Origin of the sequence: Desulforhopalus singaporensis (assembly GCF_900104445.1) — a bacterium.
Classification (GTDB): Bacteria; Desulfobacterota; Desulfobulbia; order Desulfobulbales; family Desulfocapsaceae; genus Desulforhopalus_A; species Desulforhopalus_A singaporensis.
In genome coordinates, this window is record NZ_FNJI01000044.1 from 1 (window position 1) to 25,372 (window position 25,372).

Sequence of the window (25,372 nt, forward strand, 5' to 3'; positions counted from 1 at the left end):
CAGTGGTTTGATCGCCTTCCAGAATCTCAATCGCGCAGGGATCGTTCAGGGTGATATCTCCACTAGTTGCTGCATGTGCGGGTAAAAATAACTGTTCGATGACTGGTTGTTTCCAGTTTGTTGGAAACAAATGATAAGCAGCTACAGCACTGGTCCCGGTAAGTATAGTTTTCAGAACCTTTCTGCGATCCTCGTTCTGGTCAGGTTGTGACAGATCGATGTTTTGACTCTGAGCTTCTTTGTCGTTTTTCATTTTTCCCATCTATTCAATAAGTTTTCGGAACCAACCATCAGTGATGATTATATTAATTTATTGTTTAAATTCCTAACATTTCCCCCAAAAATAAGTAAAAACACAGACCATGCCAATAATAATTGATAATAATACCCAATTACAAAGCTATGCGCGTAGACTACTTGAGGGGATATATTCAAACAGAGGGGCGACCCGTTTCGGGTTTTGGGAGTAACCTAACAGCTTGAAATCGTCTTGAAAAACATGATTAACGGTATCAATCATCGCTTGTGAATATATTTTTTCCGGCGGTTTATCAGGACGAAGAGGGTTATAGACGGTATTGAGTTTTTTGAGCGGCGCATCGATATGTAACCGTTGCCGAACCGGGTCTAAAGATTTCGGTAGGTCTTCAAAATACGCTATGTGATCACAGGCCGGACAGCCTTCAATATGGGTATAGTAAGTTTGTGGGATGTGATGTGACCCCTTGAAAAGAGATTTGTTCTGTAAAATTTCCGGGAGAGCAAGGATGTAGTTCTCGAAGCTGCCGTATTGTTTCTGATGTCGCTCGAAGCCGTAATAATAGACTGAGACTAACCGGGTGAATGGATTACGTACAATAGTAAAGGTGTAATAATCCCTAAAAACCTTCTTTCCTGCCAGTTCGCGAGTTAAGGCCGCCGAGGCATGTTGCAGATAGACATTATGTGTTCGATCATATCCAAAAAGGTTGGTCCTGTCAGCCACCATGGCATCTCGATTTCCCGGGCATAAGAGTTGTTCGACGGCATACCCTGCTGTTTTACCGATATGCAAATAAATGGTTTTATGTCTATTAAAAATCATTACGTTCAGTTAACACTGCCGAAATTGTTATGACCGCTTGTCACAATGCGGCCGTCCAAGGGTCGGCGGCCCCTGTACCAGCATCTGTGCAATTGTCATTTTCACCCGGGGATAACTATCTCTTTTATTTCCCAGAAGTTCATTTTCCAGCCGAGCCAGCCGGACCAGCATCGGTGTCCGGTTTACCGCACCGCTCCCCTTGTCTGCCCTGGCTTCGACTATCTCCTGGCACCGGAAACACCCGGGAAAATTCAGGCGCTTGCCGTCGGGCCTCTTAAGAACAGCCGGTACGCCGTGGGTCCGGCAGACCAGCAGCCGATACCGATACAGGGTGCACAGCCCCCCTTCGTTAAGGGGACACATGACCTGGGGCCTCTCTCCTGCAGCCAGTGCTTTTTCACACCGGCTAAGATATTTTTTCGCCCGCTCAATCAGCCGCCCCCGTGCTGCTGTGTCCAGCTGCTTGACTCCAATCCACAAGTAGGCCCATTCGGCATAGGTATGATGAAGAAAGTAGGAGTCGCAGCAATTGTCCGGACAGCCGCTGCAGGAAAAATCCAGTTCTTCGGCCACCTGTTCATACTCCTGCTGGAGTTTTTCATAGATATCCTCCAGTTCGACGACAAACGCGCGGCTAAGTTCTAACTCATCATTCATTGCTTTTTTTCCTGAAAAGACTGTACCCGGTAGGTATCTATTTTTACCACCCTGCGACGCCACAAATCCTGCGGCAGCCCCGCCTTTAGACAGAGATGGTCGAGAAAGAGCTCCGGCCGGGGGAGCTGTTCCCACACCTGGGGCAGAAAAGTGGCGCTTCTACCTTCGGCCCGCAGTATGACTCCGTCGACGCCGGCCTTGAGCAGGCGCGGAAGATCTTCAGGGTTGTCATATTCAAGCGGCCTCGGCTCCGACAGGACAGAGATGGAAAGCGTTATGTCTGCAAGTTCGGCTTCGGTGAGCGGAGAGAACCGCGCGTCATGAAAAGCGGCACTGATGGTGTTGTCCCGCACCCCATCCCAGATTGAAGATACCGGCTGCAGGGTACCTACACATCCCCTTAATTTACCACACTTTTTCAGTGTTACAAAGACAGCTCCCCAGGCGAGCAACTGCGGGTCGGAAACAGGATCGGCAACGTGCTTTGCCTGGTCAAAACGTTTCTCAAGCGTGTTTCTGGCAAGCTCCAGCAGAATTTCACCCTGGGCCGCGGTCAGATCCTTTTTCATCGCTGCCACTCCACTCCAAGCATCATACAGTTTATGCCGCTGCCTATTCCCAGCAGGGCCCCTTTTTGCCCCGGCAGAAAAGCCTGCTGCTCCATGGCGACAGCCATCGTTACAGGAGCCGAGACCGAACCGACGTTACCTAGGCCTGCAAGTGTTTCAAAATTCTTCTCTGCGGGCAACTCCAGGGTGTCAAAGAGCAGCCTGGCGTGGGCCGATCCGACCTGGTGGCAGAAAAAACGGTCAATGGAGTGCCCCTCCCATCCCTGTTTTGCCGAAAACTGCTGCCAGGTCCTCCTGGCCGTCTCCACCCCCTGGCGGAGCAGTTCTTCCGAATTTGTTGCCATCAGGGTGGTGTCGGTTCCGGTCTGGCCTCCGTGACACAGATCGCTGTGCCTGGTATTGGCCCGCCACGCACCATGAACAAGCCGCGGTCTGTTTTCATTGTCGCCCGCTCTGCGCATGAACAGCCCCACCGCCCCGGAACCGATCGTAAGCGATGCAAACGCCGGCTTTATTGTTTTTCTGTTGAGCGTTGTATCCAGAACAAGTTTTCTGATCGTTGACTCCAGTAACTCTTCAGCGGTTTCTCCGGAGACGATGAGTCCGTTTTCAACCTGGCCGAGCTCTATCATGTTGGCCAGCATGACCATGCCGTCAAGAAAACCGAGACACGCGTTGGAGATGTCAAAGATGAGCGCTTTCTCCGACAGCCCCAGATTGTTGTGGACGAAAGAGGCGGTGGCCGGCTCCATCATGTCCCGGGAGACCGACGTAAACAGCAGACAGTCTATATCCCCGGGATCTATTGCCGCCTTCTCTATCACCCGCTGACCGGCCAGGGTTGCCGCCTGGCTGGGTGTGGTGCCCTGCGGCCACAGCCTCCTGCTCGATATGCCGCTCATCAGCTCAAGCCGGCCTTTTGGCAGCCGTAGTCTCAGGTAGACATCCTCCAGGCGCTCCTCAATCTCCCCGGAAGTAACCACCCGGGGAGGAAGTTCATACCCGAAGGTATCCAGACAAACTTTTTTATAGTCAATCATAAGCAATACTATTCGACACGTTGTGAAACAGCCGCCCGGCCGTTGTCAAAAACTACAGGTTTTCTATTTCCCGGGCAATTTTCTCCCTGGTAACCGGGCGAAAGAGAAAACTGTCCAGTTCGCTGCAGGGAAGCGCATCCGACCAGGAATCGTCACCGACCCCGACAACAGCCGCTCTCTGCATGGAGTATTTTTCCAGTTCACGGATGAGCCGCACCGGTTCCAGGCCGCCCAGGTTGGTACTGGAAAGATCAAAAAAAATCAGGTCAAAGTGAGAAAGCGAAGCTTCATACATCGCCAATCTTCTGGTGTCGGCTATGGTCACCTGCCAGCCGGACTCAACCAGAGTACGGACAAAAACCTGACAGCTTGCAGGGTCGTCATCAACCACCAGTGCCTTTTTCATCAGGTAGGAAGCAAGCAGCTTGACCACTTCGCTCCGCTCCACCGGTTTTGCCAGATAATCATCCATCCCCGCCTGCAGGCACTTTTCCCTGTCGCCGGCCATTGCCAGAGCGGTCAGGGCGATTACCGGTATGTGCCCGCCATGATTCCTTTCGTATCTCCTTATACGGCGGGTGGCGTCGAGACCGTCCATATCATCCATCTGGATATCCATCAAAACCAGCTGGTAACCTCCTTTACAGACCTCCGCGACCGCCTGTTTGCCGCTTTCAACCGAGGTAACGACCACACCGAGCTGTTTCAGCACCGTCTCTATCAACACCCGGTTGATTTCTTCGTCCTCGGCTAAAAGTATCCGTGCCCCCCGCAGTGCGTAGGCAGCGTCTTCCTTGATATTTTCCATGGTCTCGCTGGCCTTTTTCTCGATCACGGAAATATCGGCCACTTCCCCAAAAGGAAGTTCAAACCAGAAAGTCGAGCCGCCGCGGCCACTCTCAACCCCGATATCTCCGCCCATCAACTTGACCAGCTGGGATGTTACCGTCAGCCCGAGTCCGCCGGACCCCAGGGAAAGCGACTGCGGCTCGTGGGGGGTCACCTTCTGACGGAAGTAGTGATCGATCTGCGCAAGTTGCCTGTCGTCAATACCCGTTCCACTGTCGACGACGGAAAACCTCAGCCGTAGCCTGTTTTCCGAATCGTACCCAACATTGTCGATCAAGAGCCGAATTTCTCCCTCGTCGGTATATTTAATGGCGTTGTTGATGAGATTGGTCAATATCTGGATAAGCCGGTGGGCGTCTCCGTGGACATGTGCCGGTACCATCGGAGACACGATGCTGGAGAGTTTCAATCCCTTTTTCTGCGCCGAAAGGCTCAGAACATACAGGTCATGATCAAGGCTTTCCTTCAGGTTGAAATCATCCGGAGCAAGCTCCAGATCTCCGGCCTCGATCCTTGAAAAATCAAGCATTTCACTTACTACGATCATCAGCCTGTCGACCGAGGAAGAGATCATCTCCAGGTATCCCCGCTGCGCCGGAGCAAGCTCCGTCCGCAACAGCAGCTCGTTCATGCCGACTATGCCGGTCATGGAAGTTCTCAGCTCATGGCTTACGTTTTCCAGGAAAACCGACTTGACATGGCTGGACCGCTCCGCCTGGGCGCGGCCGATTTCACACACCTTCCGGTCCTGTTCGCACTGTTCGGCTGCGCTGTTGCCGATAATTGCCTGAAGAGTTCTTTTTTTCAGCAACTCGTTGGTTCTTTTTAACCTGTCGATCTCAGTTCTGGCGTCCTGAAGCTGTTGCTCCAGGTTTTCTTGTTCGGACACTGTTAACCTCCGGTTGACTCACTGTAAGCTTATCTAAAATAAAGAATCAATTGTTAACGTTATATACCGCTTCAGTATAATGTTGCTGACAACATTGCAAAAGCAAATAACACCCCCATTGGAAATGTCGACTCTTTTGGAGCTACCGGCTCTGCCGGACCGTAACGTCTTTTTGCGGGGTTTTCTTTTTAATCTCCCAGCACCTGTGTATTTTCTTGTTTCTCGAAAAATCAAAAGGTATTGTCTTATCGGTGATTTCCACCACATCATACCTTGTCAGCAGATCATCATCCAGTCTAAACCGTCTGAAGTTTGTTGAAAAGAGCAGAAGTCCGTTGCTGTCAAGCAGCCTCATGGCACGATCAAGGAGCGGGACATGATCGCGCTGAATGTCAAAGACCCTTTTTTCCTTCTTGGTGTTGGAAAAGGTCGGCGGATCGATGAAGATTATGTCAAACTTGCTGTTTGACTCCTGCAGCCAGTCGATACAATCGCTTTTTATAACGCGGTTATTGACCTCGCCAAGGCCGTTGAGCGCCAGATTCATTTTGGTCCAGTCAAGATATGTCGCCGAAAGATCTACCGTTGTGGTACTTGCCGCACCGCCAAGCGCCGCATGAACGGTTGCGGTACCGGTGTAACCAAAGAGGTTGAGAAATCTTTTTCCCCGCGCCAGCTGAAAAATTCTCTTCCTTACCGGCCTATGGTCGAGAAAGAGCCCGGTGTCCAGATAGTCGGTGAAGTTGACCAGAAACCTGCAGTCCCCTTCAACCACTTCGTACATTTTTCCCCTGGTATCTTTTTTCTGGTACTGGCTGCTCCCTTTCTGGCGCCTCCTGGTTTTGACAAACAGCCGGTCAGAACGTATTGCCAGTGTCTTTCTGATCGCCTCAAGAGCGCTGTTGTACCTGCTTGCGGCAACTTCTTCATCGACAGATTTAGGCGGGGCATATTCCTGGACATGGACCCACTTCCCGTAAATATCTATGCTCAGATTGTATTCGGGAAGATCCCGGTCATAAACACGGAAACAGGTGATACCTTCTCTGTTGGCCCATTTCATGGTCTTCTGCACGTTCTTATACAACCTGTTGCCGAATTCGCCCAAATCGGCCCGGTCCGGCAGAGACCAGACAAAGGCCGGGTCATCGCCCCTCACCTCGGTGGTCAGCAGCCGGCAGGCAAGCGACCCGTTGTAGAGTCTCTCCCTTTTGTCCCAGGCAAGACCGAAACTGTCAGTTAATTCTGGATTGGAAATAAAAGCCCCCGCCTTCCAGCCGGAAAACCTGGTTTTGAGAATTCGGCCGAAACATCTGTACAGGTAGCCGACGGTGCGTTTTTCCGACAACCGTTCCCCGTAGGGCAGATTGGACAGTACCAGTCCTGAGCCGGCCGGGGGGTGAAGCGTTGCCAGCTCTGCCTGTTTGACCTGGATTTTATCCTCAAGTCCGGCTTTGTCGATATTTTTCCTGGCCGCGCTGACAGCTACGGGATCGGCGTCATAACCGAGAAGAACGGGCCACTTTTGCTGCTGCCCCCGCTGTTCCCGGTCAAGGGCCTCTGAGACAATCCGGTTCCACAGCTCCTCATCATGGTGTGACCAGCCGAAAAAACCGAAATATTTGCGGGACAGCCCCGGTGCCGAATCGCTAAACATCAACGCCGCTTCTATAAGCAGCGTACCGCTGCCACACATGGGATCCACCAGAACACCGCTACGACGGTCCCAGCCGCTGAGCGCCACGATGGCTGCGGCCAGCGTTTCCTTGAGCGGAGCCAGCGTTCCCTGGGCGCGGTATCCGCGACGGTGCAAACTTTCCCCGGAAAAATCTACATAAAGAATCGCCTCGGAACCGTCCAGGTGCAGGTGAAAATGCAATCCAGGTTGTTCAACCTGCACCGATGGCCTCCTGCCGCTCTTTTGCCGGAAATAATCGACAAGTCCGTCCTTTACCTTGAGTGCTGCGTACCGGCTGTGGGTTATCGGCGAGTTTTTGCTGATGGTGCAGCCAACGGCAAAGGTGGTGTCGCAATCCATATGGTCCTGCCAATCAACTGACATGGCAAAATCGTAAAGAGATTCCTCATCTTTTATTTGGCCTTTACCAATTTCAATGAGAACCCGGGAGGAAAACCTCGACCAGAGGCAGCATCTGTACGCCGACTCAAGCGTACCCTGGCAGGTAACAACCGCCGTCTCCTTTCTGATCTGCTCACCACCGAAGCCCTGAAGTTCGTCTGCAACCAGAGACTCTATTCCTGATGCACAGGCCGCTATGAGGCTATATTTTTTCATTTTGGTCACCACTGTTTTCTTGTCCGCGAACTCATTATAAAAAAATTACATCTATTGTGTTGAATTTTCAAAGAGAAGTTTCTGCTTGACCTCTCCGGCAATAAAGCTAAACTAGGTTATAAATTCAAACTGTTAGCACAGTTACCACTTACAGCTTCAGACATCACCGTCAAAACGAATAACCAATGCGGGGGAAATCCATGAAAACAAAGCTCTTTATCTCTATTATTGCCTCGGTCTTTATCGGTTCACTCCTGGTGGGTGGCTGCAGCAAAAAAAATGTTATCCCGCCGGAACAGTCCGTAAACGGCAGCGCCACTGAAATGAACGGCAATAATATAAACTACCCCGAATCCCAGGGTCCCTATTCGGAAGAAAATCTTCCCATCGAGGGCACCCTTGACGACTCCACTGGCCTGACGCAGTCCGGTGGTGCAATGGGATCAGCTTTTGACCCGCAAATGCAGTCAGACCAGTATAAAAAGACCCACGGCAGATCTTCGGCCAACCTGTTTCCCGTCTATTTTCAATTCGATCAGGCCGGTTTACGTCCCGAGATGACGGAAATTCTCATGCAGAATGCCGATTACCTGCACTCGGTTCCAAATGTCAGAATTGTCATTCAGGGAAATTGCGACGACCGGGGCACCAGTGAATACAACCTGGCCCTTGGCGAACGGCGGGCTATCAATACCCGGCACTACCTCATCAACCTCGGGATTAACCCAAACCGGATGAGAACAGTATCGTTTGGCGAGGAGAGACCACTTTTTCCAGAGCCGACGGAAGAAGCATACAAACTCAACAGACGGGTTGATTTCGTCATAGAATAATAAAAACATGCCCTGGGGACCACAGGTCCCCAGGGTGCCTACCCGTTTACTATTGCAAGTATCTGTTTTACAACCTCTTCAACATCGAGTGCTGTCGTATCGATGAGTACAGCATCGTCGGCCTGTTTCAAAGGGGCAACCAGACGGTTTCTGTCGTTGTTGTCCCGCTCAATGGTCATCCTGAGTAGCTCCTGGTAGTCGGCCTCTTCCCCTCGCGCCTTCAGCTGTCGAAAACGTCTCTCCGCCCGTTCCCGGGGCTCGGCGTCAAGGAAAAATTTGTACGCCGCCAGGGGAAACACCACGGTCCCGGTATCGCGACCTTCGGCAACGATCCTGCCCCTTGTCCCGTACTCTCGCTGGATCTTGGTCAATACCTCCCGGACAACGGGAATTGCCGACACCTTCGAGGCGACCATCGCCATCTCCGGAGTGCGTATAGCTTCACTGACATCCTCGCCGCAGAGCCGTACCCCGACATCACTGTCTTCATCGGTTGCGGGAAACAGCTCGATTTCAATCATGTCCAGTTTTTCCCGAACCTGGCTTATATTGTCGAGATCAACGGAAGCCTCTTGAAAAAACAGACCTACGGCGCGGTACATGGCACCGGTATCCAGGTACGTAAACCCGGTTGCCGCGGCAACCTTCTTCGAAACGGTCGACTTGCCGACACCGGCGGGGCCGTCTATGGTGACGATGATCAGTTTTTCAGACATACCCCAGCTCTTTGAGACATTTTGCCAGGGATTTTAAAAACCGCTGGTTTTCTTCTTTGGTGCCGACAGTTATCCTAATAAAACTATCAAACCCGTAGGCGCTCATCGAGCGAATAATAACCCCTTCATAGAGCATTGCCTGGTAGAGTTTATCCGCATCGCCCTTCACATCAATCAGGAAAAAATTGGTATGGGTGGGATAGCTGGTACAGCCGAGTTTATCAACTTCCTCACGGAGAAACAGAATATTTTCCGCAGTAAGTCTCAGGGTCTGCTGGTAATAATCTTCATCTTCCAGGGCGGCCAGCGCGCCAACCTGCGCCATCCGGTTTATATTGAACGGCTGCCGAACCTTGTGCAGGCAGCCGGCGAGCTGCTCCGGCATCAACCCGAACCCGACCCTCAGTCCGGAAAGGGCATAAGCCTTTGAAAAAGTCCGCATGAAAACCACTGCGCAACTGTCCTGGTTTTCCCTGATGTAAGAGACCACGTCAAGCCGGAGTGCACTATCCATGAAATCGACGTACGCCTCATCCAGGACCACGGTTACATGTTCCGGGATGTCCCGTAAAAACTGTTGGAGCTTCTGCGGATCAATTGCCGTACCTGTGGGATTGTTCGGATTATCGATAAAAATCAGCCGGGTTCTGTCGGAAACCTTTTCTTTTATGGCTTCAAGGTCGTGGCCCATCTCTTTTAGCGGTACCACATGATTTTCCCCTCCTCTCACCTGTACGAATTTTTGGTACATGAGAAAAGAAGGGTGGCTTGAAATGACCGTGTCGCCGCTGCCTACCAGCGCTTTAACGAGGAATTCAATTATCTCGTTGGACCCGTTTCCAAGAACAACTTCCTCGGGTCTTACCCCAAATTTTTCGGCAATGGCCTGGGTAAGATAGTAGCTCGATCCATCCGGGTACCGGTGCAGATTGTCCAGTTCCGCCCGGAGGGCGTTGACCACTTGAGGCGAAGGTCCCCAGGCACTCTCATTGGAAGCGAGTTTGATCGAATTGGTTATGCCATACTCCCGCTCCAGCTCGTCAAGAGGTTTTCCCGGCGGATACGGTTTTATTTTTTCTATATTTTCAGGAATGTTAAGTTTCAAGGTACACCCGTTTTTTAAATATTTACTATTTACAGCTGCAGTTCTCTTTTTTCCAGTTTGAGCCCATTCTCAAGATTGAAGCCGGCCCGGAGCAGTTTTTCTTCCTGAAAGTGCGCACCCTGCAGCTGGATCCCCACAGGAAGCCCCTGGCTGGTGAACCCACCGGGGACGGACATTCCGGGAATTCCCGCAAGGTTTGCCGAAATTGTCAGGATATCGGACATATACACGGCGAGAGGATTGTCACTATTTTCACCCATTTTCCACGCCGGGGTGGGTGTTACCGGAGAGACGAGCAGGTCGCACTCTGCAAATACTTTTTTGAAATCGTTGACAATGAGGGTTCGCACCTGTGAAGCCTTTTTGTAGTAAGCGTCATAATATCCCGACGACAACGCGTAGGTTCCGATGAGAATCCGTCTTTTTACCTCGGCGCCAAACCCTTCCGACCTGGTCTGCCGGTACATCTGCTCCAGTGAATCCATATCGTTTTTTCTGTAGCCGTAAACCACACCGTCATATCGAGCCAGATTGGAGCTTGCCTCGGAAGGAGCGATAATATAGTATGCGGCCACACAGTAATCGGTCCGGGGCAGAGAAACCTCCACAACCTCGGCACCCTGCTGCCTGAGCACCTCGATGCCGTTTTGCACAATCGACTCAACCTCGGGGTCAAGGCCGGCACTGAAATATTCCTTGGGAATCCCTATTTTCATACCTTTCATCCCCGAGACAAGAGCAGCCTGATAATCGGGAACATCTTTTTTCACCGAGGTGGAATCCATTGCATCGTAACCGCTGATAACCTCCATTATCCGGCTGCAATCCTCCACGCTCCTGGAAAACGGCCCGACCTGATCCAGGGAGGAGGCAAAAGCTGTAAGGCCGTACCGCGATACCCGCCCATAGGTCGGTTTCAGCCCCACTACACCGCACAGGGACGCCGGCTGGCGTATAGACCCACCGGTGTCTGATCCCAGTGAGCCACAACATTCGTACGCTGCCACCGATACCGCGGAACCGCCGGAAGAACCGCCGGCCACGTATCCTTTTTTCCAGGGGTTCCTCGGTATACCAAAAGCGCAGTTCTCGGAAGTGGAACCCATGGCAAATTCATCCATGGTAACCTTGCCTATAATGACAGCCCCTTCTTTTTTCAGGTTTTTTACCACCGTTGCATCGTAGGGAGGAATAAAATTCGCAAGTATCTTCGAACCGCAGGTTGTCTTTAATCCCTTGGTGCAGAGAAGATCCTTTATCGACACAGGGATACCGCACAACTTTCCCGCAGTTCCATTCTCTCTGTCTTTATCCGCCTGTTCCGCCTGTTCCAGCGCTCCCTTTTCATCAACCGTTATAAAGGCGGACAACTGCTGGTCAACCGAATCAATCCTGTCCAGACAGCTCCTGGTTAATTCAACACTTGACAGCTCCTTGTTTTCCATGGTGCGGAGCGCTTCGGTTATTGTCAACTCATATGGCTTCATATCAACCTCAAAAAAAAAAGCGGACTCTCGTCCGACTTAACGTAAAAGATACAAACGACGGCAGTGTACCGCTTCAGATTATACGCGGTACCTGAAACATTTTTCCATCCTGCTGCGGACCGTTTTTAAGCGCGTCCTCCCGGGACAAAGACTCCTTAACCACGTCATCCCGAAATGCGTTCGATACGGAAAAAACATGGGAGGTGGGATCAACATCAGTGGTATCGAGTTCATTCAGCTTCTCTATATAGGAGAGTATGTTGTCCAACTGTCCCGTCATCGTTTCCAACTCTGTAGTGTCAAGGTTGAGCTGCGCCAGCCGGGCTACATGCTCCACGTCTTTTTTACTGATTTTCATGGTCTGTTGCTGTTTGTTATATCCGTTTACGATATGGTGAAGAACTTTTTTCAGCACCGGTTTTTTACCGGCTGTTCCTACTTCCCTTTACAGTTTCACGTAAAAGGGTCGTCCGACACCTGTTTGTCAATGTACTGCACTTTCAACCGGAACAAAGCTAATTATATTCCTGGTGAAGTGATCGACGACTTCAGAGTCGAACTGGGTGCCGCTGCAGATGTTCAACTCTTCCACGGCTTCTTCCATCGTCATATTCTCCCGGTAATTTCTCTTTGAGGTCATGGCATCGTAGCTATCGACAACAGTTAGTATTTTCGTCAGCTGGTCGATCTGGTCACCCGCAAGACCGTCAGGATACCCCTTTCCGTCGATACGTTCATGGTGATGCCTGATTATAAACTGCTCTTTTTCCATAAATTCCAGGGGCTCAACGATCGTCGCCCCAACGCTCGGATGCTTGCGGATGAGGTTCCACTCATGTTCCGTCAGTTTACCGGGCTTCTGGATAGAGGAGAGATCTATGACCAGTTTTCCGATGTCATGAAACTGCGAAGCCCTCTTCAAGACGACCAGTTCATCTTCAGTCAACCCCATGCTTTTACCAAGTTGCTGTCCATACCGGGTAACACGCAGGGTATGCCCTGCAGTGTAAATATCCTTGGCTTCCATGGCGTTCTGCAGGCTGCTCATCAACAGTACAGTGGCATTTTCAAGGCTGTCGCTGTATTTGACGAGAAGATCATTCTGTTCCTTCAACTGCATGGCCTTGACCCGTACATCTTCTTCAAGGGCTTCGCGGTATTTTCTCTCCTGCAGCACATACATCCTTTTTTCAAGAGCCCTTTCTATCTTTACATTGAAGATTTCAATATCCTCAATGGGCTTGGTCAAAAAATCGTACGCCCCCAGGTGGATGGCTTTTACCGCATAATCCATCGACCCGACACCGGTCAGAAATAGTACGGGAATATCGTAGTTGAGACCATTTATTTTTTCCAGGGTATTAAAACCGTCTCTGTTGGGCATATTTATGTCCAGTATGATGACGTCATAGCTGTCATCGACCTTTGTAAGGACTTCATTACCGTCAGATACACCCGTAACCCGGTGACCGAACATTTCCAGCATTGTTGATACTGTTGTTCGAACCGTGCTGTCATCATCGGCTATAAGTATTTTTGCTGGTCTTTTTTCCAAGAGATATTCTCCGAACGATTCCGGTTTTATTTAAACTGATATTGATTCGACGACCCTTTTGCACCAAAGATATGTTATAAAATTTTTAAAGACAAATCCATTAAAATTGACCCCGCTGCCTGGAATAGGGCGAACAAAGTCTAGCATATTATAAATGACTCTGTCTACAGGGAAGTGGAAATCCCTGTTTACCCCTGGAGGTATCGCCGAAAGCTGGAAAAACAAAAGGTGCCTGTCCCGGCGGATCAACAGTTCCACCAGACAGGCACCTTTTCATGACAGGAATATGGTTATTCCAAAAATTAGCAAAACCCCATATTACATCGGTACAATCAGTTTGTTTGTCTCCTCGTTCCAGGTGACTACAACGTACCACAGCATCATGACGGCACCGATTATCAGCAGGGTGGGACCATAGCCGAAAACATCGGGAAGGTATACATACGATCCAAGAACGCCGTCCGCCTCGAAATCATTATCCTTAAACCAGGCGGTCATGATCGAATTGGAAATCGCGAAAAAGGGTACAACCAACATCAATTTAACCTGGCCTTCGCCTACACGCCACAGAGTTCCGGAACCGCATCCACCGGCAAACATTGCTCCCAGACCAAACAGAAAACCGCCAGCCAGTCCGCCCCAACCGAATGTTCCGCGGACATAATACATGGAATTGAGAACCGCCTCACCTTCTGCCCTCACCGGAACAGCATATTTCAGAACCGCGGCGCCTATGGCGACAATGGCAATAGAGAGCATAACAGATTTAGCCAAGGTACAATCTCCGGTCATATGCGGTTCCCGAAAACCCTGGACCATGCACCAGCGCCCCCGCTGCATGGTGTACCCCAGGCAGGTGGCGATCAGGATGATTCCGCCAAGAGAGGCAATGTAATCACTATCCTCGTTTCCGGCATAGTTGTAGGAAGCCCAAACGATCAGGAGAAGAATTGCCGCACCCAGTCCGTATCCTACTTTTGTCGGAACAGAAATGGTCTTCGACCCGCCGTCGCCCCAGCTTATATGTTCCATTTCCACATAAAGGAGTTTCAGTCCGAGAATGACGCCGAAGATCAACCCGAACATCATGGCAAACCCATTGGCTCCCAGGTTGCCTATGGCGTTATAGAAACCACCGACATTACAACCACCGGCAAGAGCAGAACCGACTCCCATCAGCAGACCGGCGATCACCGCTTTAACCAGCTCTCTGTAGGGCGGAAACCGAAGGGCAAACTGTTTGCCAAGACATGCGGAGATAAACGCTCCGCCAACAAATCCCAGACCTATGACCGACCCCGAATTGATAAAAATCGAACCGGGAGCTTCATCATAAAATGCGAGTATTCCTGTGTCACTGCCAAAAACAGAAGCAACTCCGTACATGATCCAGTCGCCCCAGTTCCGTATTGCGCCGACAGCCCCCCACGGACGCCACCATGCCATGATCATAACCGAGAAAAAAGCTACGATGACCCCTGTTACATAAGGATTCCACTCCTTTTCGCACAACAAACCGTACAATTCTTTGATCTTTCCTTTAAAAACCGACTCTTCACTCATTTTTTTCTCCCCCATAAAGTAAATAATACGAATGCTGCCCGTTCACTCACCGACAATGCTTAAACCTGCTGTTGACGGTATCAATAACCATCATTACCTGTAACCATTGTTCAATCAGCTTTTTTGTTTTTCAGATGCCTATATTTTAACGGACGAACAATCTTTAGAAATGTTAAAAACAGTGCCGGAATTCTTACACAGCAGGTAATTTTTTGTCAAGATAAACGACTCAAACCGGCTCTGATAACCACAATGTGGTATTAAAAATTAAATAAGTATTTCAAATAGTTAAAAACTCAACCCATTCCCATCTTGACAGATCAGGACAGCTACAGTATAGGACAGTGTACAATGTGGTTACAGGTGGGCTTAAAATCCGGAGTTGTTGGGTGGTGCATAAACGCACATTCAATTAACCCCTTTCTTATTTTTCAGGAGAACAAAATGAGTGATACTAAAACCGTCGCCGACGATGTCGTAGCAAAAAACGTACTTGATGCTAAAGGCTTGAGCTGTCCGATGCCACTGCTCAGGACCAAAAAAGAAATTGGTAAAATGGCTTCCGGAGAAATTCTGCAGGTGGATGGAACCGATCCCGGTTCCAGAAACGATATTCCAGGATGGTGCGAAAGATCCGGACACGAATATCTTGGTGAAAAAGAAGGTTCCGGTTTTATCAGCTTCTTTATCAAAAAAGGCTGATTGTCTTTTGAAATACCAAAACTGCTGTTTTTGTATTTTTCTGTAATGGATGACTCTAAATGCGATAGGTATCGTATTTAGAGTCTTTTTCAGTTTTACCCCCCAAAGTCATTACCATTTTCAGTGGAGGAAGTTGAAATGGCAAAAAGTTTAGGCATTTTTGTATCTTCGCCGGAAAACCTTCAGCATGTGATAGGCATTACCAAGGCCGCCAAGGCTAAGGGATCCAACGTAAAGGTTTTTTTCACCTGGAAAGCGACAACCCTTTCCAAGGACCCCGCATTCAAGTCATTGTGCGAAATGGCAGACGATGTTTCCATCTGTGTAGACAGCTATAAAAAACAGGGTTTTTCTATAGACGATGTTCCGGAAGGACTTACCCCTAAAAAAATGGCTACCCAGGCTCAGCATGGAATTATAATCGAAGATTTTGACTGTTATCTCAGCCTGTAAGGAGGTTTATAGATGGAATATAAAAAAGTATGCTTTATGTACAGACATAAGGATTACGCTATAGATGGAATTCGATCCGCCCTGGGGCTTGCTGTAGAAAATATGTATTCCTACGGCGTCGTCATGGATACGGAGATTGACGAACTGGATGAGTTAACTCAAGAGAGTATTGAAATGTTGCGGGATATGGAAGGTGATGTCTACTCTACCGTACCGGCCAATGTGGAAAAAAACGGTTTTGAAGCTATCACCATTGAGGAGCTCGGTGAAAAACTTCGTGAAATGACCCACATTATTCCTTACGGAATCAAATAAATTTTCAAGGAGTTAATTTATGAAGATACTCAACGTATACCAGAGCGAACCCGACGAAACAGTACAAAAACTCGTCCAGATAGTGACCCGTGACAGAGAACAGGACAGCTTCGATCTCCATGCGGAAAATCCGGATTACGACACCCTCGTAGACAAGATTTTTGCCGCAGACCAGACCATCTGCTGGTGGTAATAGCTCCTGCAGTCAGAAGTTTCAGGGTTTAACTGACCCTGACAAACCTCCGGCAGTGATCCAAGAGATCCGCTACCGGAGGTTTTTTATTCTCTCCACTATAATGTCATGTATAACCGGCCGTAATTTCTTGATCGGTACCTGATCATCGCCGCTTATCACCCGGTTGGTCAGGAAAACCACACCGCAACAGTCTGCAAGATCTATCCAGAAGGATGTGCCGGTAAATCCCAGATGTCCTATTGTCAGTGGTGAAAAAAAATGTCCGCTGGAAGAACAGCGTCCGGTCGGTATATCAAAACCGCATCTTCTCGTTCCAACAAGAGTATCCACTGATTCTTTAAAAAGGGCTGTGGAGACAGATGGATGGGAAAAACGGCCATGGTACATTTTCAGCAGATACCGGCAGAGAGAAACGACCCCTCCAGCTGTCCCGAACAGTCCCGCATGGCCTGCCACCCCCCCCATGGCCCTGCAGTTGTCATCATGCACCTCACCTCTGAGTTTTTTGCCACTCCATTCACATTTTCCGGTAACAACGCATAGTCTGGTATCCAACCCCGTCGTTGCTCCAAAAAACAGCTCTTTTTCCAGTCCCAGAGGAGCAATAATTTTCCGCCTCCAGTACCTGTCAAGACTCTGGCGCGACACCTTTTCAACTATTTTCCCCAGCAACATATACCCGATATCGCTGTAGAGGGTAACCTGACCTGGTTTATTGACAAGACGCTCATTAAATAACTGGGACAAGAGTGCACCCTCCCTTTTTTCCACAGGCAGTTCAAAAAGTTTTTCATAGTACGGCCTATGGGCGGGCAATCCGGCGGTATGATTGAGCAGCTGGAAGATAGTAACTGACCCCTTGCTATCCGTTAATTCGCCAAAGACGGATGAAATGGTGTCATTTATATCAAGTTTTTTCTCCTGATGCAGAGCAAGAACACAAAGTGACGTTACCAGGGGCTTGGTAAGAGAAGCCAGATCATAACAGCTGTTGTCGGCCACAGTGAGCGCATTGGTTGATAAATCGATTGTTCCCAGGTGTATTATCTTCCTGAAATCTCTGTTATTGGCCAAATCGAAAAAGCCAAGAGAACAACCGGAGAAAACTTCTTCAGACAGACTTTTTTCAAGTTCCTTTTCAAGAGCTGCCTGTAATTCTTCAAGTACTTGATTTTCCAATATCAGCCCCTCATTATTCTGTTGAAATTTTTACCTTATTTTACTAGATTACATCCTGCTGTGCGCTTCCAATATATGTATGATTTTTCGACAAAATCTCAACAAAATTTTTACCGGCTTCATAAATTTCAACAAGGTTATCAACAAAGCTTCAACACAGTTTTTTTAAGATTTTTTTAACTGCCTGTTAAAACCGCTGTTGATAACTTGATGCAAACAAATTCTGTAAATAATTAACGTGCTTTTTGTTTGTAAAAAAAATCGTAAAATCAAATACTTTGGAAAGTTTTCCACATATAAACCGGAACAATAATAGTAATAAAAACATCTATAATAAAGGAATGGTTTAAAGGAGTTCCTCTATGGCACTGAACTGTACAATAACGAGAAACGATTTTCTTGAAAGTCTCAACAGCTTGCAAAACATAACCAACAAAAAGGGAACTCTGGCAATTCTTTCCAATGTTCTCATCGAAACCACAAATGGGGGATTGATTCTCACCGGCACCGACCTTGAGGTGAGTTTACGTCTTTTTGTTCCTGCCGAAATACACGAAGAAGGTTCCTTGACACTTCCTTCCAAGAAGATTTTTGAAATAGTCAGGGAATCCGGATCGGAAAGCATTACGATGGAGGAAACTGACAACAGCTGGGCTGTCATCAAAGCTGGGCTCAGTACCTATAACCTGGCGGGTATGCCTGACGATGAATATCCTGATTTTCCTGATTATTCAGACGATAATTTCATTTCCTTCGAAACATATATCTTCCTGGAACTCATTGAAAAAGTTATTTTTTCAATAGCAAACGAAAAGGAAAACATCTACTCTCTCACTTCTGTTCTTTTTGAAAAAGAGCAAATCGACGGAGTGAACTATCTGAAAATGATCTCATCTGACGGCCACAGGCTCTCTGTTATGCAAAAAGAAGTGGCGGCCGATCTGGATCAGATGATCCTCAACGAACTTACCCTGATACCTAAAAAGGGTATTCAGGAATGGAAAAAATTCTGTGAAGACCGTGATTCAGTTGAAGTCTCATTTGATAGTAATCAATTGGTACTGCGTGATGGCCAGGCTGTCATGATAATCCGGTTGAAAAACGGCGAATTTCCCAATTACAGTGCAATAATAGGTGCAGTCGAACTGACCAACAGTGTTGAGATCAACCGTATTCCTTTTCTTGAGTCCCTCAAGAGGATCAATCTATTCACCGAAGATATTTTTCACACCATATCACTGCAGCTCGAACAGAACAGAATGGTTCTTTCGTCGCAGAACGCGGATCTGGGAAATGCCAAGGACGAACTGCCTGTAATCTACGAAGGTGAAAATCTGACTCTTGGTTTCAACTGCAGATATTTTATTGAAACCCTGCAGGTTATGGAATGTCAAACGGTTCACGCTTACATAAATTCGAATGCAAGTCCCTGTTTGATGAAATCTGAAGAAGATGAGGGTTTTCTCTCTATTGTAATGCCAATGCAGTTATAAAATTTTGTATTTAAAGATTATTTATAAAAAGGATTGAGTGTGACAGAAGCAAGCAATTACGGCGCACAACAGATACAGGTGCTCGATGGTCTGGAAGCAGTGAGAAAAAGACCGTCCATGTACATAGGAAATACTGCGGAAGAGGGTCTACACCATCTTATCTGGGAAATTGTCGATAACAGTATAGATGAGGCCCTTGCGGGTTTTTGCAGTAGAATATGGGTGACTATCCATGAAGATAACTCCGTTTCTGTTGAGGACGATGGTCGGGGAATTCCGGTTGATAAACATCCTACAGAAGACATGACGGCCCTTGAGCTGGTCATGACTACGCTTCATGCCGGCGGTAAGTTCGATCATTCAAGCTACAAGGTATCCGGGGGGCTTCACGGCGTCGGGGTCTCTGTAGTGAACGCTCTTTCAACCGAAGCCTACGCCGAGATAAAAAGAAACGGAAAGATATACAAGCAGGAATACAGGTACGGGGAAAAAACCGGAGAACTGATAGTCATTGGTGAAAGTGAGAAAACGGGTACCAAGATTTACTTCAAGGCCGACCCGGAAATATTCACTGAAACCACGGTCTATAATTATGAGACGGTAAAAAGCAGGCTGAGAGAGCTTTCCTTTCTCAACAAAGGACTGCGTATCTACCTGAAAGACGAACGAAGCGGAGAACAGGACAAATTCCATGCCTCCGGCGGTATTATATCCTATGTCGAGTGGCTCAACCGGAAACGTACCTCTATCTTTGAAGAACCCATCTACATTACAGGGGAAAAAGATAACGTTGAGGTTGAAATTTCTCTGCAGCATTTCGACGGTTACTCGGAACGGCTTTTTTCTTTTGTAAACAATATAAACACCCGTGAAGGTGGCAGTCATGTTGCCGGATTCAGGTCAGCACTGACCAAGTGCATTAACAGGTATGCAAGTGATGATCTTATTCCGAAAAATATGCGCGAGAAAGTGGCCGGCGATGATATTCGCGAAGGACTGACATGTGTCATCTCGGTGCGGGTGCCCAATCCACAGTTTGAAGGTCAGACCAAAACCAAACTCGGTAACAGTGAAGTAAAATCTATAGTTGAATCAATCTGTTCTGAAAAGCTGACTCTTTTTCTGGAACAGAACCCGGCCATTGCCAAAAAAATACTTGCTAAGGTTGTCGATGCGGCCCGGGCACGGGAAGCCGCCAAAAGGGCAAGAGACATATCGAGAAAAAAAGGATCCACTTCCCTGCTTATGGCCGGAAAACTCGCTGAGTGTCAGGAAAAAAATCCGGCCAAAAGGGAGATTTTCATTGTTGAGGGAGACTCTGCGGGAGGATCGGCCAAACAGGGGCGAGACAGGTCCAACCAGGCTATTCTTCCTCTTCGCGGCAAGATACTCAACGTTGAGAAAGCCAGATTTGACCGGATCCTCGGCAGCGAGGAGATAAAGCAGCTAATAGGAGCTCTTGGATGCGGCATCGGTAAGGATGAATTTGATTTAGAGAAATTACGTTATCATAAAATAATAATAATGACCGATGCCGATGTTGACGGCGCCCATATCAGAACCCTGCTGCTTACCTTTCTCTACAGACAGATGCTGCCACTGGTTGAAGGCGGGTACGTCTATATAGGTCAGCCTCCGCTCTACCGTCTTGGAAGAGGTAAAAAAGAACAATATTTTCTTGATGAAAACGAACTCAACACCCACCTGTTCACCCAGGCAAGTTCTACTTTCAAGCTTATTGCTCACCGTGAAGGTAAAAATGTTGAGATAGAGGATAATCTGTTTGTTGAATTACTTGAAAAATTATCTATTTATCAAAGAATAACCGCTTTTATGAACAGGATGAATGTCTGGGATGAAATGCTCTATTTTCTCCTTGATAACAACATCAGGTCAGCCGATCAATTCAAGGATGAGGATTTTGTTGCCGATCTCAAAAAACAGTTGCCTGATGATAAGTTGTTTATAGGCAATATACGGTCCTGCAGATGGCGGCCCGACTGCTATGAGTTTGACGTAGCCGTAAGGAGCAGAGTGCAGATAATGATGACCCTGGGGCCGCAGATCCCGCTTATAAACGAATACCGGACGGCACTGAACTTTTTTTCTACAATAAAGGATTTTCTGGAAGGCTCGTTTACCATTGAAAATACCAGGAGTGAACAGACAAAGGATATCAAATGCGACAACTGGCAGCAGATGCTCAAGACCATTCGCGACGAATCCTTCAAGGGCAGCCACCTGCAGAGGTACAAAGGTCTTGGTGAAATGAACGCCGAACAACTCTGGGATACCACGATGAACCCGGAAAACAGGACCCTTATGAAAGTGACCGTCGATGATGCGGAACAGGCCGATGATATTTTCACCACTCTTATGGGCGACAAAGTCGAACCCAGACGTGATTTTATCCAGACTCACGCCCTGGAAGTGACAGATCTCGATATTTAACGGCCGGGACTCTTTTCACTCTTATTTATTTGTCAGTTAACAAGTACGAAATACTCTTATGAGCACAGTTATAGACCAATCGGGGGAACAGTTTCCCACCGTTTCAATAGAAAAGGAATTAAAGAAATCCTACCTCGATTATGCGATGAGTGTCATCGTAGGAAGGGCTCTGCCGGATGTCCGGGACGGCTTGAAACCGGTTCACCGAAGAGCGCTGTTCGCCATGCGTGAACTGGGTGTTTACCATAACAGGCCCTATGTAAAATCTGCGAGAATAGTCGGTGATGTCATAGGTAAATATCATCCCCACGGAGATACCGCTGCGTATGACACAATTGTACGAATGGCGCAGGATTTTTCCATGCGATATCCCCTTGTCGACGGTCAGGGAAACTTTGGTTCCATGGATGGTGATTCGCCTGCGGCAATGCGGTACACCGAAGCCAGGATGACGAGAATAGACAGGGAAATCGTCAACGATCTCGATAAAGATACCGTAGACTGGATGCCCAACTACGACAATTCACTCAATGAGCCGGTGGTTATGCCCAGCAAGATACCCAATCTTCTGGTTAACGGCTCTTCCGGTATTGCCGTGGGGATGGCAACCAATATCCCGCCGCACAATATCACGGAAGTACTGGATGCGCTTATCGCAATAGTAGAGGACCCAAACCTTACCGTGCACCAGTTAATGTCCATCATTACCGGACCGGATTTCCCCACCGGGGGGCAGATATGCGGCAGGGCCGGAATAAGGGAGGCTTACGAAACCGGGCGTGGTGTTGTTGTCATGAGGGCTCTTAACCATGTGGAAAAAATAAAGGAAGGCAAACGAGAAGCAATAGTCATAACCGAGATTCCCTATCAGGTTAATAAAGCCAGCCTGGTGGAAAAGATAGCCGAGCTTGTCAAGGACAAGAAAATTAATTCCATCTCCGAGGTTCGTGACGAATCAGACAGGCATGGTCTGCGTATTGTGATAGAGCTGAAAAAAGACGAAATCTCTGAAATTGTCGTAAACCAGCTCTATACAATGACCCAGCTGCAGAAGTCATTCGGCATCATTTTGCTGGCTATTGTCAACAACAAACCGGAAATTCTCAATTTAAAACAAGTTCTCGAACATTTCGTACTGCACCGGAAAGTGGTGGTAATTCGAAGAACTTCTTTTGAATTGAGAAAAGCCGAGGAAAAAGCACATATTCTCGAAGGTCTCAATATAGCAATAAACAACCTCGATGACGTGGTTGCACTTATCAAGGCATCGAAAAATCCCCAGGAAGCCAAAGATGAGTTGATGCGCAGATACGAGCTCAGTGAGATCCAGGCGCAGACCATTCTGGATATGCGGCTGCAGCGGTTGACGGGGCTGGAACGGGATAAGATTGCAATTGATTATGAGAATATCCTGAAGGAGATTGAAAAGCTCAAGGAAATTCTCGGTAGTGAAGTCCTGGTTATGAATATAGTAAAACAAGAGTTTAATGAACTCAAAGAAAGCTACGGGGATGAGCGGCGAACAGAGATAATCGATGCAATAGATGAGATACTTCCCGAAGATCTTATAGCACCTGAGGATATGGCGGTAACCGTCACCCATTCCGGCTATATAAAGAGAAATCCTGTTTCACTGTACAGATCGCAGCATCGTGGAGGAAAAGGGATTACAGCCGTAAAAAATATAGAAGAGGATTTCGTATCAAAGCTTTATGTGGCATCCACGCTGGATAATTTTCTATTTTTTACCAACTTTGGAAAAGTTTACTGGCGAAAAGTATACCAGTTACCCCTTGCGGGAAGAACAGCACGTGGAAAAGCTATTGTGAACCTTCTCAACCTTGAAGAAAATGAGAAAATAGCAGCAATTCTGCCGATTGATACCTTTGATGATGAAACGAAGCAGAAAACCATCCTGATGGTCACCAGGTTTGGTCGTATCAAGAAGACAAGCCTGCAGGAGTTCGCCCGGCCGCTCAGGAAAGGTAAACGTGCACTTACCATCAATGAAGGTGATGAAATTATAGATGTACATGTCCTCAATGGCGAAGATACCGTACTTCTTGTTACTCAGAAAGGTATGTGTATTCATTTCGACGAGTCCGATTTACGCACCATGGGAAGGGTTGCAGCGGGCGTCCGGGGAATAAGACTCGGTGACGACGATTCGGTGGTAAGCGCCATAGTTGTTAAATCAGAAGAATCTATTCTCATAGCGACAGAGAACGGTTTCGGTAAAAGGAGCCCGATAGAAGAATACCGACTGCAGAAGCGTGGCGGCAAAGGCGTCAGGGGAATCAAGCAATCGGTGAGAAACGGAAATGTCATAGCCGCCAAGCAGGTGGACGATAATGAGGAAGTTATCCTTATCGCCGATTCGGGAAAAATCATACGTATAGATCTGAGTTCCATCAGGGTTATAGGAAGGTCCACCCAGGGGGTCAGACTCATTAACCTGGACAACGAAGAAAAGGTTGTGAGTCTTGACAGTATAGCAAAAGACCGAAACGATGAAGGGGAGGATTTGGAAGAAGATCTCGATAATGAAGGTTCTTCAATCGAAGGACCAGCTGAAGATGTTTCCGATGGGCAAGATGATGAATAAAAGCATTAAAATAGGTGTCATTGGTGCAGGGTCCTGGGGTACGGCTCTTGCCATACTTCTCGCTAAAAAGGGCTATCTGGTCAATTTATGGGGACATAATGACAGCCATGTAAGCAGGCTGAGCAAAGATAGGGAAAACAGGAAATATCTGCCGGGAATAATTTTTCCTCAATCGCTTCATCCCGAAAGTGAACTGGATCCTTGCATAGATGGCGCCGATACTGTGGTTATGGTTGTTCCTTCACACTCCTATCGCACCGTTTTTCAAAAGATCATCCCCCTGTTGAGTGACAATCAGAGAATTGTTACCGCTGTGAAAGGAATAGAAAATGATACCCTGATGACGATGACTCAGGTAATGGAACAGGAACTCGCCTGTTTTTCCGGTGTACAGAATATAGGGTTGGGTGTGTTGTCCGGCCCATCCTTTGCCGAAGAGGTGGCAAGAGAGATACCAACCGCAGTAACGCTTGGTTTTAAAGATATTGAAATGGCCAAGGAGGTACAAAAAATATTCGGTACCGAATATTTCAGGGTATACGCCAGCAGTGATATGGTGGGTCTTGAAATTTCCGCAGCGCTCAAAAATATTATAGCTATTGCAACCGGCGTCTGCGATGGGCTGGGATACGGTCTTAATACCAGAGCAGCGCTTATCACAAGAGGGCTTGCCGAAATTACAAGACTGGGAACTGCATTAAAAGCCGATGTAGCGACTTTTTCAGGACTAAGCGGGATGGGTGACCTGATCCTGACATGTACCGGCAATCTGAGTAGAAACAGGAATGTTGGGTTAAAACTTGGCAGCGGGAAAAGCATCGAGCAGGTCAAGTCGGAAATGAATATGGTTGCAGAGGGAATCAAGACAACAAAGTCGGTCTATGATCTAGCGGCAAAAATGGGCATAGAAATGCCTATACTGGAACAGGTATATAATATTATCTACAGAAACAAAAACTGCTCAGAAGCTGTAAAAGACCTGCTTAACAGGGAATTAAAAGTGGAATGAGCCAATACCACCATAAATGGCCTGGGGCTGTAATCTATAAAGAGCGTCAGGCCATTCTTATCCGGGAGACTCTGTAAATAATTCTGTGTAACTGCCATTTCTCATATCTCAGAAAACCGGTCTTCATATTCAATGAGAAAACGGTTCATAGCCGGTTTCCAGTTTCGAATAGGCATGGTCCACCTCTCAGATGCCTTCTGAATGGCTAGAAACACAACTTTAAATGCCGACGTATCGTTTGGGAAGATACGTCGGTTTTTTATTGCCTTACGGATCACGCTATTAAGAGACTCAATAGCGTTTGTCGTATAAATAATTTTCCTGAT

The 25,372-nt window shown here is 47.9% G+C and carries 24 protein-coding genes; 9 read left to right on the forward strand and 15 right to left on the reverse strand.

Going from position 1 to position 25,372, the window contains the following annotated elements; translation table 11 throughout:
- The 7 genes from BLQ17_RS19575 to rlmKL all read right to left on the reverse strand — a co-directional run.
- Nucleotides 1-253: hypothetical protein (locus BLQ17_RS19575; RefSeq protein ID WP_143005569.1), on the reverse strand; the 253-nt coding region annotated here is incomplete at its 3' end.
- Nucleotides 254-400: 147 nt separating this feature from the next.
- On the reverse strand, nt 401-1,084 hold the full coding sequence (locus tag BLQ17_RS19580; RefSeq protein ID WP_092225845.1) for a sulfotransferase family 2 domain-containing protein: 684 nt from the start codon (nt 1,082-1,084) through the stop codon (nt 401-403).
- 27 nt (nt 1,085-1,111) lie between these two features.
- Nucleotides 1,112-1,741 (reverse strand): hypothetical protein, encoded by a 630-nt coding sequence (locus BLQ17_RS19585; protein ID WP_092225846.1) that lies wholly within the window; start codon nt 1,739-1,741, stop codon nt 1,112-1,114.
- The gene (gene amrA, locus BLQ17_RS19590) at nt 1,738-2,310 is read right to left on the reverse strand and encodes an AmmeMemoRadiSam system protein A (RefSeq protein WP_092225847.1); all 573 of its coding nucleotides are present in this window, start codon (nt 2,308-2,310) and stop codon (nt 1,738-1,740) included. Before amrA ends, BLQ17_RS19585 begins: the two co-directional genes overlap by 4 nt.
- On the reverse strand, nt 2,307-3,350 hold the full coding sequence (locus tag BLQ17_RS19595; RefSeq protein WP_176761333.1) for a 3-oxoacyl-ACP synthase III: 1,044 nt from the start codon (nt 3,348-3,350) through the stop codon (nt 2,307-2,309). The genes amrA and BLQ17_RS19595 overlap by 4 nt, the downstream gene beginning before the upstream one ends.
- A gap of 52 nt (nt 3,351-3,402) precedes the next feature.
- The gene (locus BLQ17_RS19600; RefSeq protein ID WP_092225848.1) at nt 3,403-5,088 is read right to left on the reverse strand and encodes a response regulator; all 1,686 of its coding nucleotides are present in this window, start codon (nt 5,086-5,088) and stop codon (nt 3,403-3,405) included.
- Between the two features lie 142 nt (nt 5,089-5,230).
- Complete coding sequence (gene rlmKL / locus BLQ17_RS19605; RefSeq protein ID WP_092225861.1) at nt 5,231-7,384, reverse strand: bifunctional 23S rRNA (guanine(2069)-N(7))-methyltransferase RlmK/23S rRNA (guanine(2445)-N(2))-methyltransferase RlmL; 2,154 nt, start codon at nt 7,382-7,384, stop codon at nt 5,231-5,233.
- A 200-nt stretch (nt 7,385-7,584) separates the two neighbouring features.
- On the opposite strand from rlmKL, the gene BLQ17_RS19610 reads away from it, so the two are divergent.
- Nucleotides 7,585-8,217, forward strand: a complete 633-nt coding sequence (locus tag BLQ17_RS19610) for an OmpA family protein (RefSeq protein WP_176761334.1) — start codon at nt 7,585-7,587, stop codon at nt 8,215-8,217.
- A 38-nt stretch (nt 8,218-8,255) separates the two neighbouring features.
- Here BLQ17_RS19610 and cmk read toward each other — a convergent pair whose 3' ends face one another.
- From cmk to BLQ17_RS19640, 6 genes are all read right to left on the reverse strand, one after another.
- The gene (gene cmk, locus BLQ17_RS19615) at nt 8,256-8,933 is read right to left on the reverse strand and encodes a (d)CMP kinase (RefSeq protein WP_092225850.1); all 678 of its coding nucleotides are present in this window, start codon (nt 8,931-8,933) and stop codon (nt 8,256-8,258) included.
- Nucleotides 8,926-10,038 (reverse strand): histidinol-phosphate transaminase, encoded by a 1,113-nt coding sequence (gene hisC / locus BLQ17_RS19620; protein ID WP_092225851.1) that lies wholly within the window; start codon nt 10,036-10,038, stop codon nt 8,926-8,928. The genes cmk and hisC overlap by 8 nt, the downstream gene beginning before the upstream one ends.
- Before the next feature lie 29 nt (nt 10,039-10,067).
- Nucleotides 10,068-11,525: an Asp-tRNA(Asn)/Glu-tRNA(Gln) amidotransferase subunit GatA gene (gene gatA / locus BLQ17_RS19625; protein ID WP_092225852.1), complete on the reverse strand. Its 1,458-nt coding sequence runs from the start codon at nt 11,523-11,525 to the stop codon at nt 10,068-10,070.
- 73 nt (nt 11,526-11,598) lie between these two features.
- The gene (gene gatC / locus BLQ17_RS19630) at nt 11,599-11,940 is read right to left on the reverse strand and encodes an Asp-tRNA(Asn)/Glu-tRNA(Gln) amidotransferase subunit GatC (RefSeq protein WP_245695244.1); all 342 of its coding nucleotides are present in this window, start codon (nt 11,938-11,940) and stop codon (nt 11,599-11,601) included.
- Between the two features lie 69 nt (nt 11,941-12,009).
- Nucleotides 12,010-13,080: an HD domain-containing phosphohydrolase gene (locus tag BLQ17_RS19635; protein WP_245695245.1), complete on the reverse strand. Its 1,071-nt coding sequence runs from the start codon at nt 13,078-13,080 to the stop codon at nt 12,010-12,012.
- A 318-nt stretch (nt 13,081-13,398) separates the two neighbouring features.
- Nucleotides 13,399-14,643, reverse strand: a complete 1,245-nt coding sequence (locus tag BLQ17_RS19640; RefSeq protein ID WP_092225863.1) for a YeeE/YedE thiosulfate transporter family protein — start codon at nt 14,641-14,643, stop codon at nt 13,399-13,401.
- A gap of 444 nt (nt 14,644-15,087) precedes the next feature.
- Between BLQ17_RS19640 and BLQ17_RS19645 the strand changes: the two genes are divergently transcribed.
- From BLQ17_RS19645 to BLQ17_RS22735, 4 genes are all read left to right on the forward strand, one after another.
- Nucleotides 15,088-15,345: a sulfurtransferase TusA family protein gene (locus BLQ17_RS19645; protein WP_092225853.1), complete on the forward strand. Its 258-nt coding sequence runs from the start codon at nt 15,088-15,090 to the stop codon at nt 15,343-15,345.
- Nucleotides 15,346-15,483: 138 nt separating this feature from the next.
- A complete protein-coding gene (locus BLQ17_RS19650) occupies nt 15,484-15,798 on the forward strand; it encodes a peroxiredoxin (protein ID WP_092225854.1) in 315 nt (104 codons plus the stop codon).
- A gap of 12 nt (nt 15,799-15,810) precedes the next feature.
- The gene (locus BLQ17_RS19655) at nt 15,811-16,113 is read left to right on the forward strand and encodes a hypothetical protein (protein WP_092225855.1); all 303 of its coding nucleotides are present in this window, start codon (nt 15,811-15,813) and stop codon (nt 16,111-16,113) included.
- A 19-nt stretch (nt 16,114-16,132) separates the two neighbouring features.
- On the forward strand, nt 16,133-16,306 hold the full coding sequence (locus BLQ17_RS22735; protein ID WP_176761335.1) for a hypothetical protein: 174 nt from the start codon (nt 16,133-16,135) through the stop codon (nt 16,304-16,306).
- 72 nt (nt 16,307-16,378) lie between these two features.
- Here the strand turns inward: BLQ17_RS22735 and BLQ17_RS19660 are convergent, their stop codons facing one another.
- The gene (locus BLQ17_RS19660) at nt 16,379-17,488 is read right to left on the reverse strand and encodes a serine hydrolase domain-containing protein (protein WP_176761336.1); all 1,110 of its coding nucleotides are present in this window, start codon (nt 17,486-17,488) and stop codon (nt 16,379-16,381) included.
- 362 nt (nt 17,489-17,850) lie between these two features.
- On the opposite strand from BLQ17_RS19660, the gene dnaN reads away from it, so the two are divergent.
- Genes dnaN through BLQ17_RS19680 form a run of 4 tightly spaced genes read left to right on the forward strand, consistent with a single transcriptional unit; the run spans nt 17,851 to nt 25,046 of the window.
- Nucleotides 17,851-18,981 carry a DNA polymerase III subunit beta gene (dnaN, locus tag BLQ17_RS19665; protein ID WP_092225857.1) on the forward strand — a complete coding sequence of 377 codons (1,131 nt, stop codon included), beginning with the start codon at nt 17,851-17,853 and terminating at the stop codon, nt 18,979-18,981.
- Nucleotides 18,982-19,020: 39 nt separating this feature from the next.
- Nucleotides 19,021-21,432 (forward strand): DNA topoisomerase (ATP-hydrolyzing) subunit B, encoded by a 2,412-nt coding sequence (gyrB, locus tag BLQ17_RS19670; protein WP_092225858.1) that lies wholly within the window; start codon nt 19,021-19,023, stop codon nt 21,430-21,432.
- A 58-nt stretch (nt 21,433-21,490) separates the two neighbouring features.
- Nucleotides 21,491-24,037, forward strand: a complete 2,547-nt coding sequence (gene gyrA / locus BLQ17_RS19675; protein ID WP_092225859.1) for a DNA gyrase subunit A — start codon at nt 21,491-21,493, stop codon at nt 24,035-24,037.
- Nucleotides 24,030-25,046, forward strand: a complete 1,017-nt coding sequence (locus tag BLQ17_RS19680) for an NAD(P)H-dependent glycerol-3-phosphate dehydrogenase (protein WP_407919128.1) — start codon at nt 24,030-24,032, stop codon at nt 25,044-25,046. The genes gyrA and BLQ17_RS19680 overlap by 8 nt, the downstream gene beginning before the upstream one ends.
- A gap of 101 nt (nt 25,047-25,147) precedes the next feature.
- On the opposite strand, the gene BLQ17_RS19685 is transcribed toward BLQ17_RS19680, so the two are convergent.
- Nucleotides 25,148-25,372 (reverse strand): transposase (locus tag BLQ17_RS19685; protein WP_143005570.1); only part of this gene is annotated, 225 nt, incomplete at its 5' end.

Bases quoted from the DNA above. Each gene is read 5' to 3' on its own strand.
- BLQ17_RS19580 (WP_092225845.1), bottom strand. From the start codon at position 1,084: ATGATTTTTAATAGACATAAAACCATTTATTTGCATATCGGTAAAACA.
- BLQ17_RS19585 (WP_092225846.1), bottom strand. From the start codon at position 1,741: ATGAATGATGAGTTAGAACTTAGCCGCGCGTTTGTCGTCGAACTGGAG.
- amrA (WP_092225847.1), bottom strand. From the start codon at position 2,310: ATGAAAAAGGATCTGACCGCGGCCCAGGGTGAAATTCTGCTGGAGCTT.
- BLQ17_RS19595 (WP_176761333.1), bottom strand. From the start codon at position 3,350: ATGATTGACTATAAAAAAGTTTGTCTGGATACCTTCGGGTATGAACTT.
- rlmKL (WP_092225861.1), bottom strand. From the start codon at position 7,384: ATGAAAAAATATAGCCTCATAGCGGCCTGTGCATCAGGAATAGAGTCT.
- BLQ17_RS19610 (WP_176761334.1), top strand. From the start codon at position 7,585: ATGAAAACAAAGCTCTTTATCTCTATTATTGCCTCGGTCTTTATCGGT.
- cmk (WP_092225850.1), bottom strand. From the start codon at position 8,933: ATGTCTGAAAAACTGATCATCGTCACCATAGACGGCCCCGCCGGTGTC.
- gatA (WP_092225852.1), bottom strand. From the start codon at position 11,525: ATGAAGCCATATGAGTTGACAATAACCGAAGCGCTCCGCACCATGGAA.
- BLQ17_RS19640 (WP_092225863.1), bottom strand. From the start codon at position 14,643: ATGAGTGAAGAGTCGGTTTTTAAAGGAAAGATCAAAGAATTGTACGGT.
- BLQ17_RS19645 (WP_092225853.1), top strand. From the start codon at position 15,088: ATGAGTGATACTAAAACCGTCGCCGACGATGTCGTAGCAAAAAACGTA.
- BLQ17_RS19650 (WP_092225854.1), top strand. From the start codon at position 15,484: ATGGCAAAAAGTTTAGGCATTTTTGTATCTTCGCCGGAAAACCTTCAG.
- BLQ17_RS19655 (WP_092225855.1), top strand. From the start codon at position 15,811: ATGGAATATAAAAAAGTATGCTTTATGTACAGACATAAGGATTACGCT.
- BLQ17_RS22735 (WP_176761335.1), top strand. From the start codon at position 16,133: ATGAAGATACTCAACGTATACCAGAGCGAACCCGACGAAACAGTACAA.
- dnaN (WP_092225857.1), top strand. From the start codon at position 17,851: ATGGCACTGAACTGTACAATAACGAGAAACGATTTTCTTGAAAGTCTC.
- gyrA (WP_092225859.1), top strand. From the start codon at position 21,491: ATGAGCACAGTTATAGACCAATCGGGGGAACAGTTTCCCACCGTTTCA.
- BLQ17_RS19680 (WP_407919128.1), top strand. From the start codon at position 24,030: ATGAATAAAAGCATTAAAATAGGTGTCATTGGTGCAGGGTCCTGGGGT.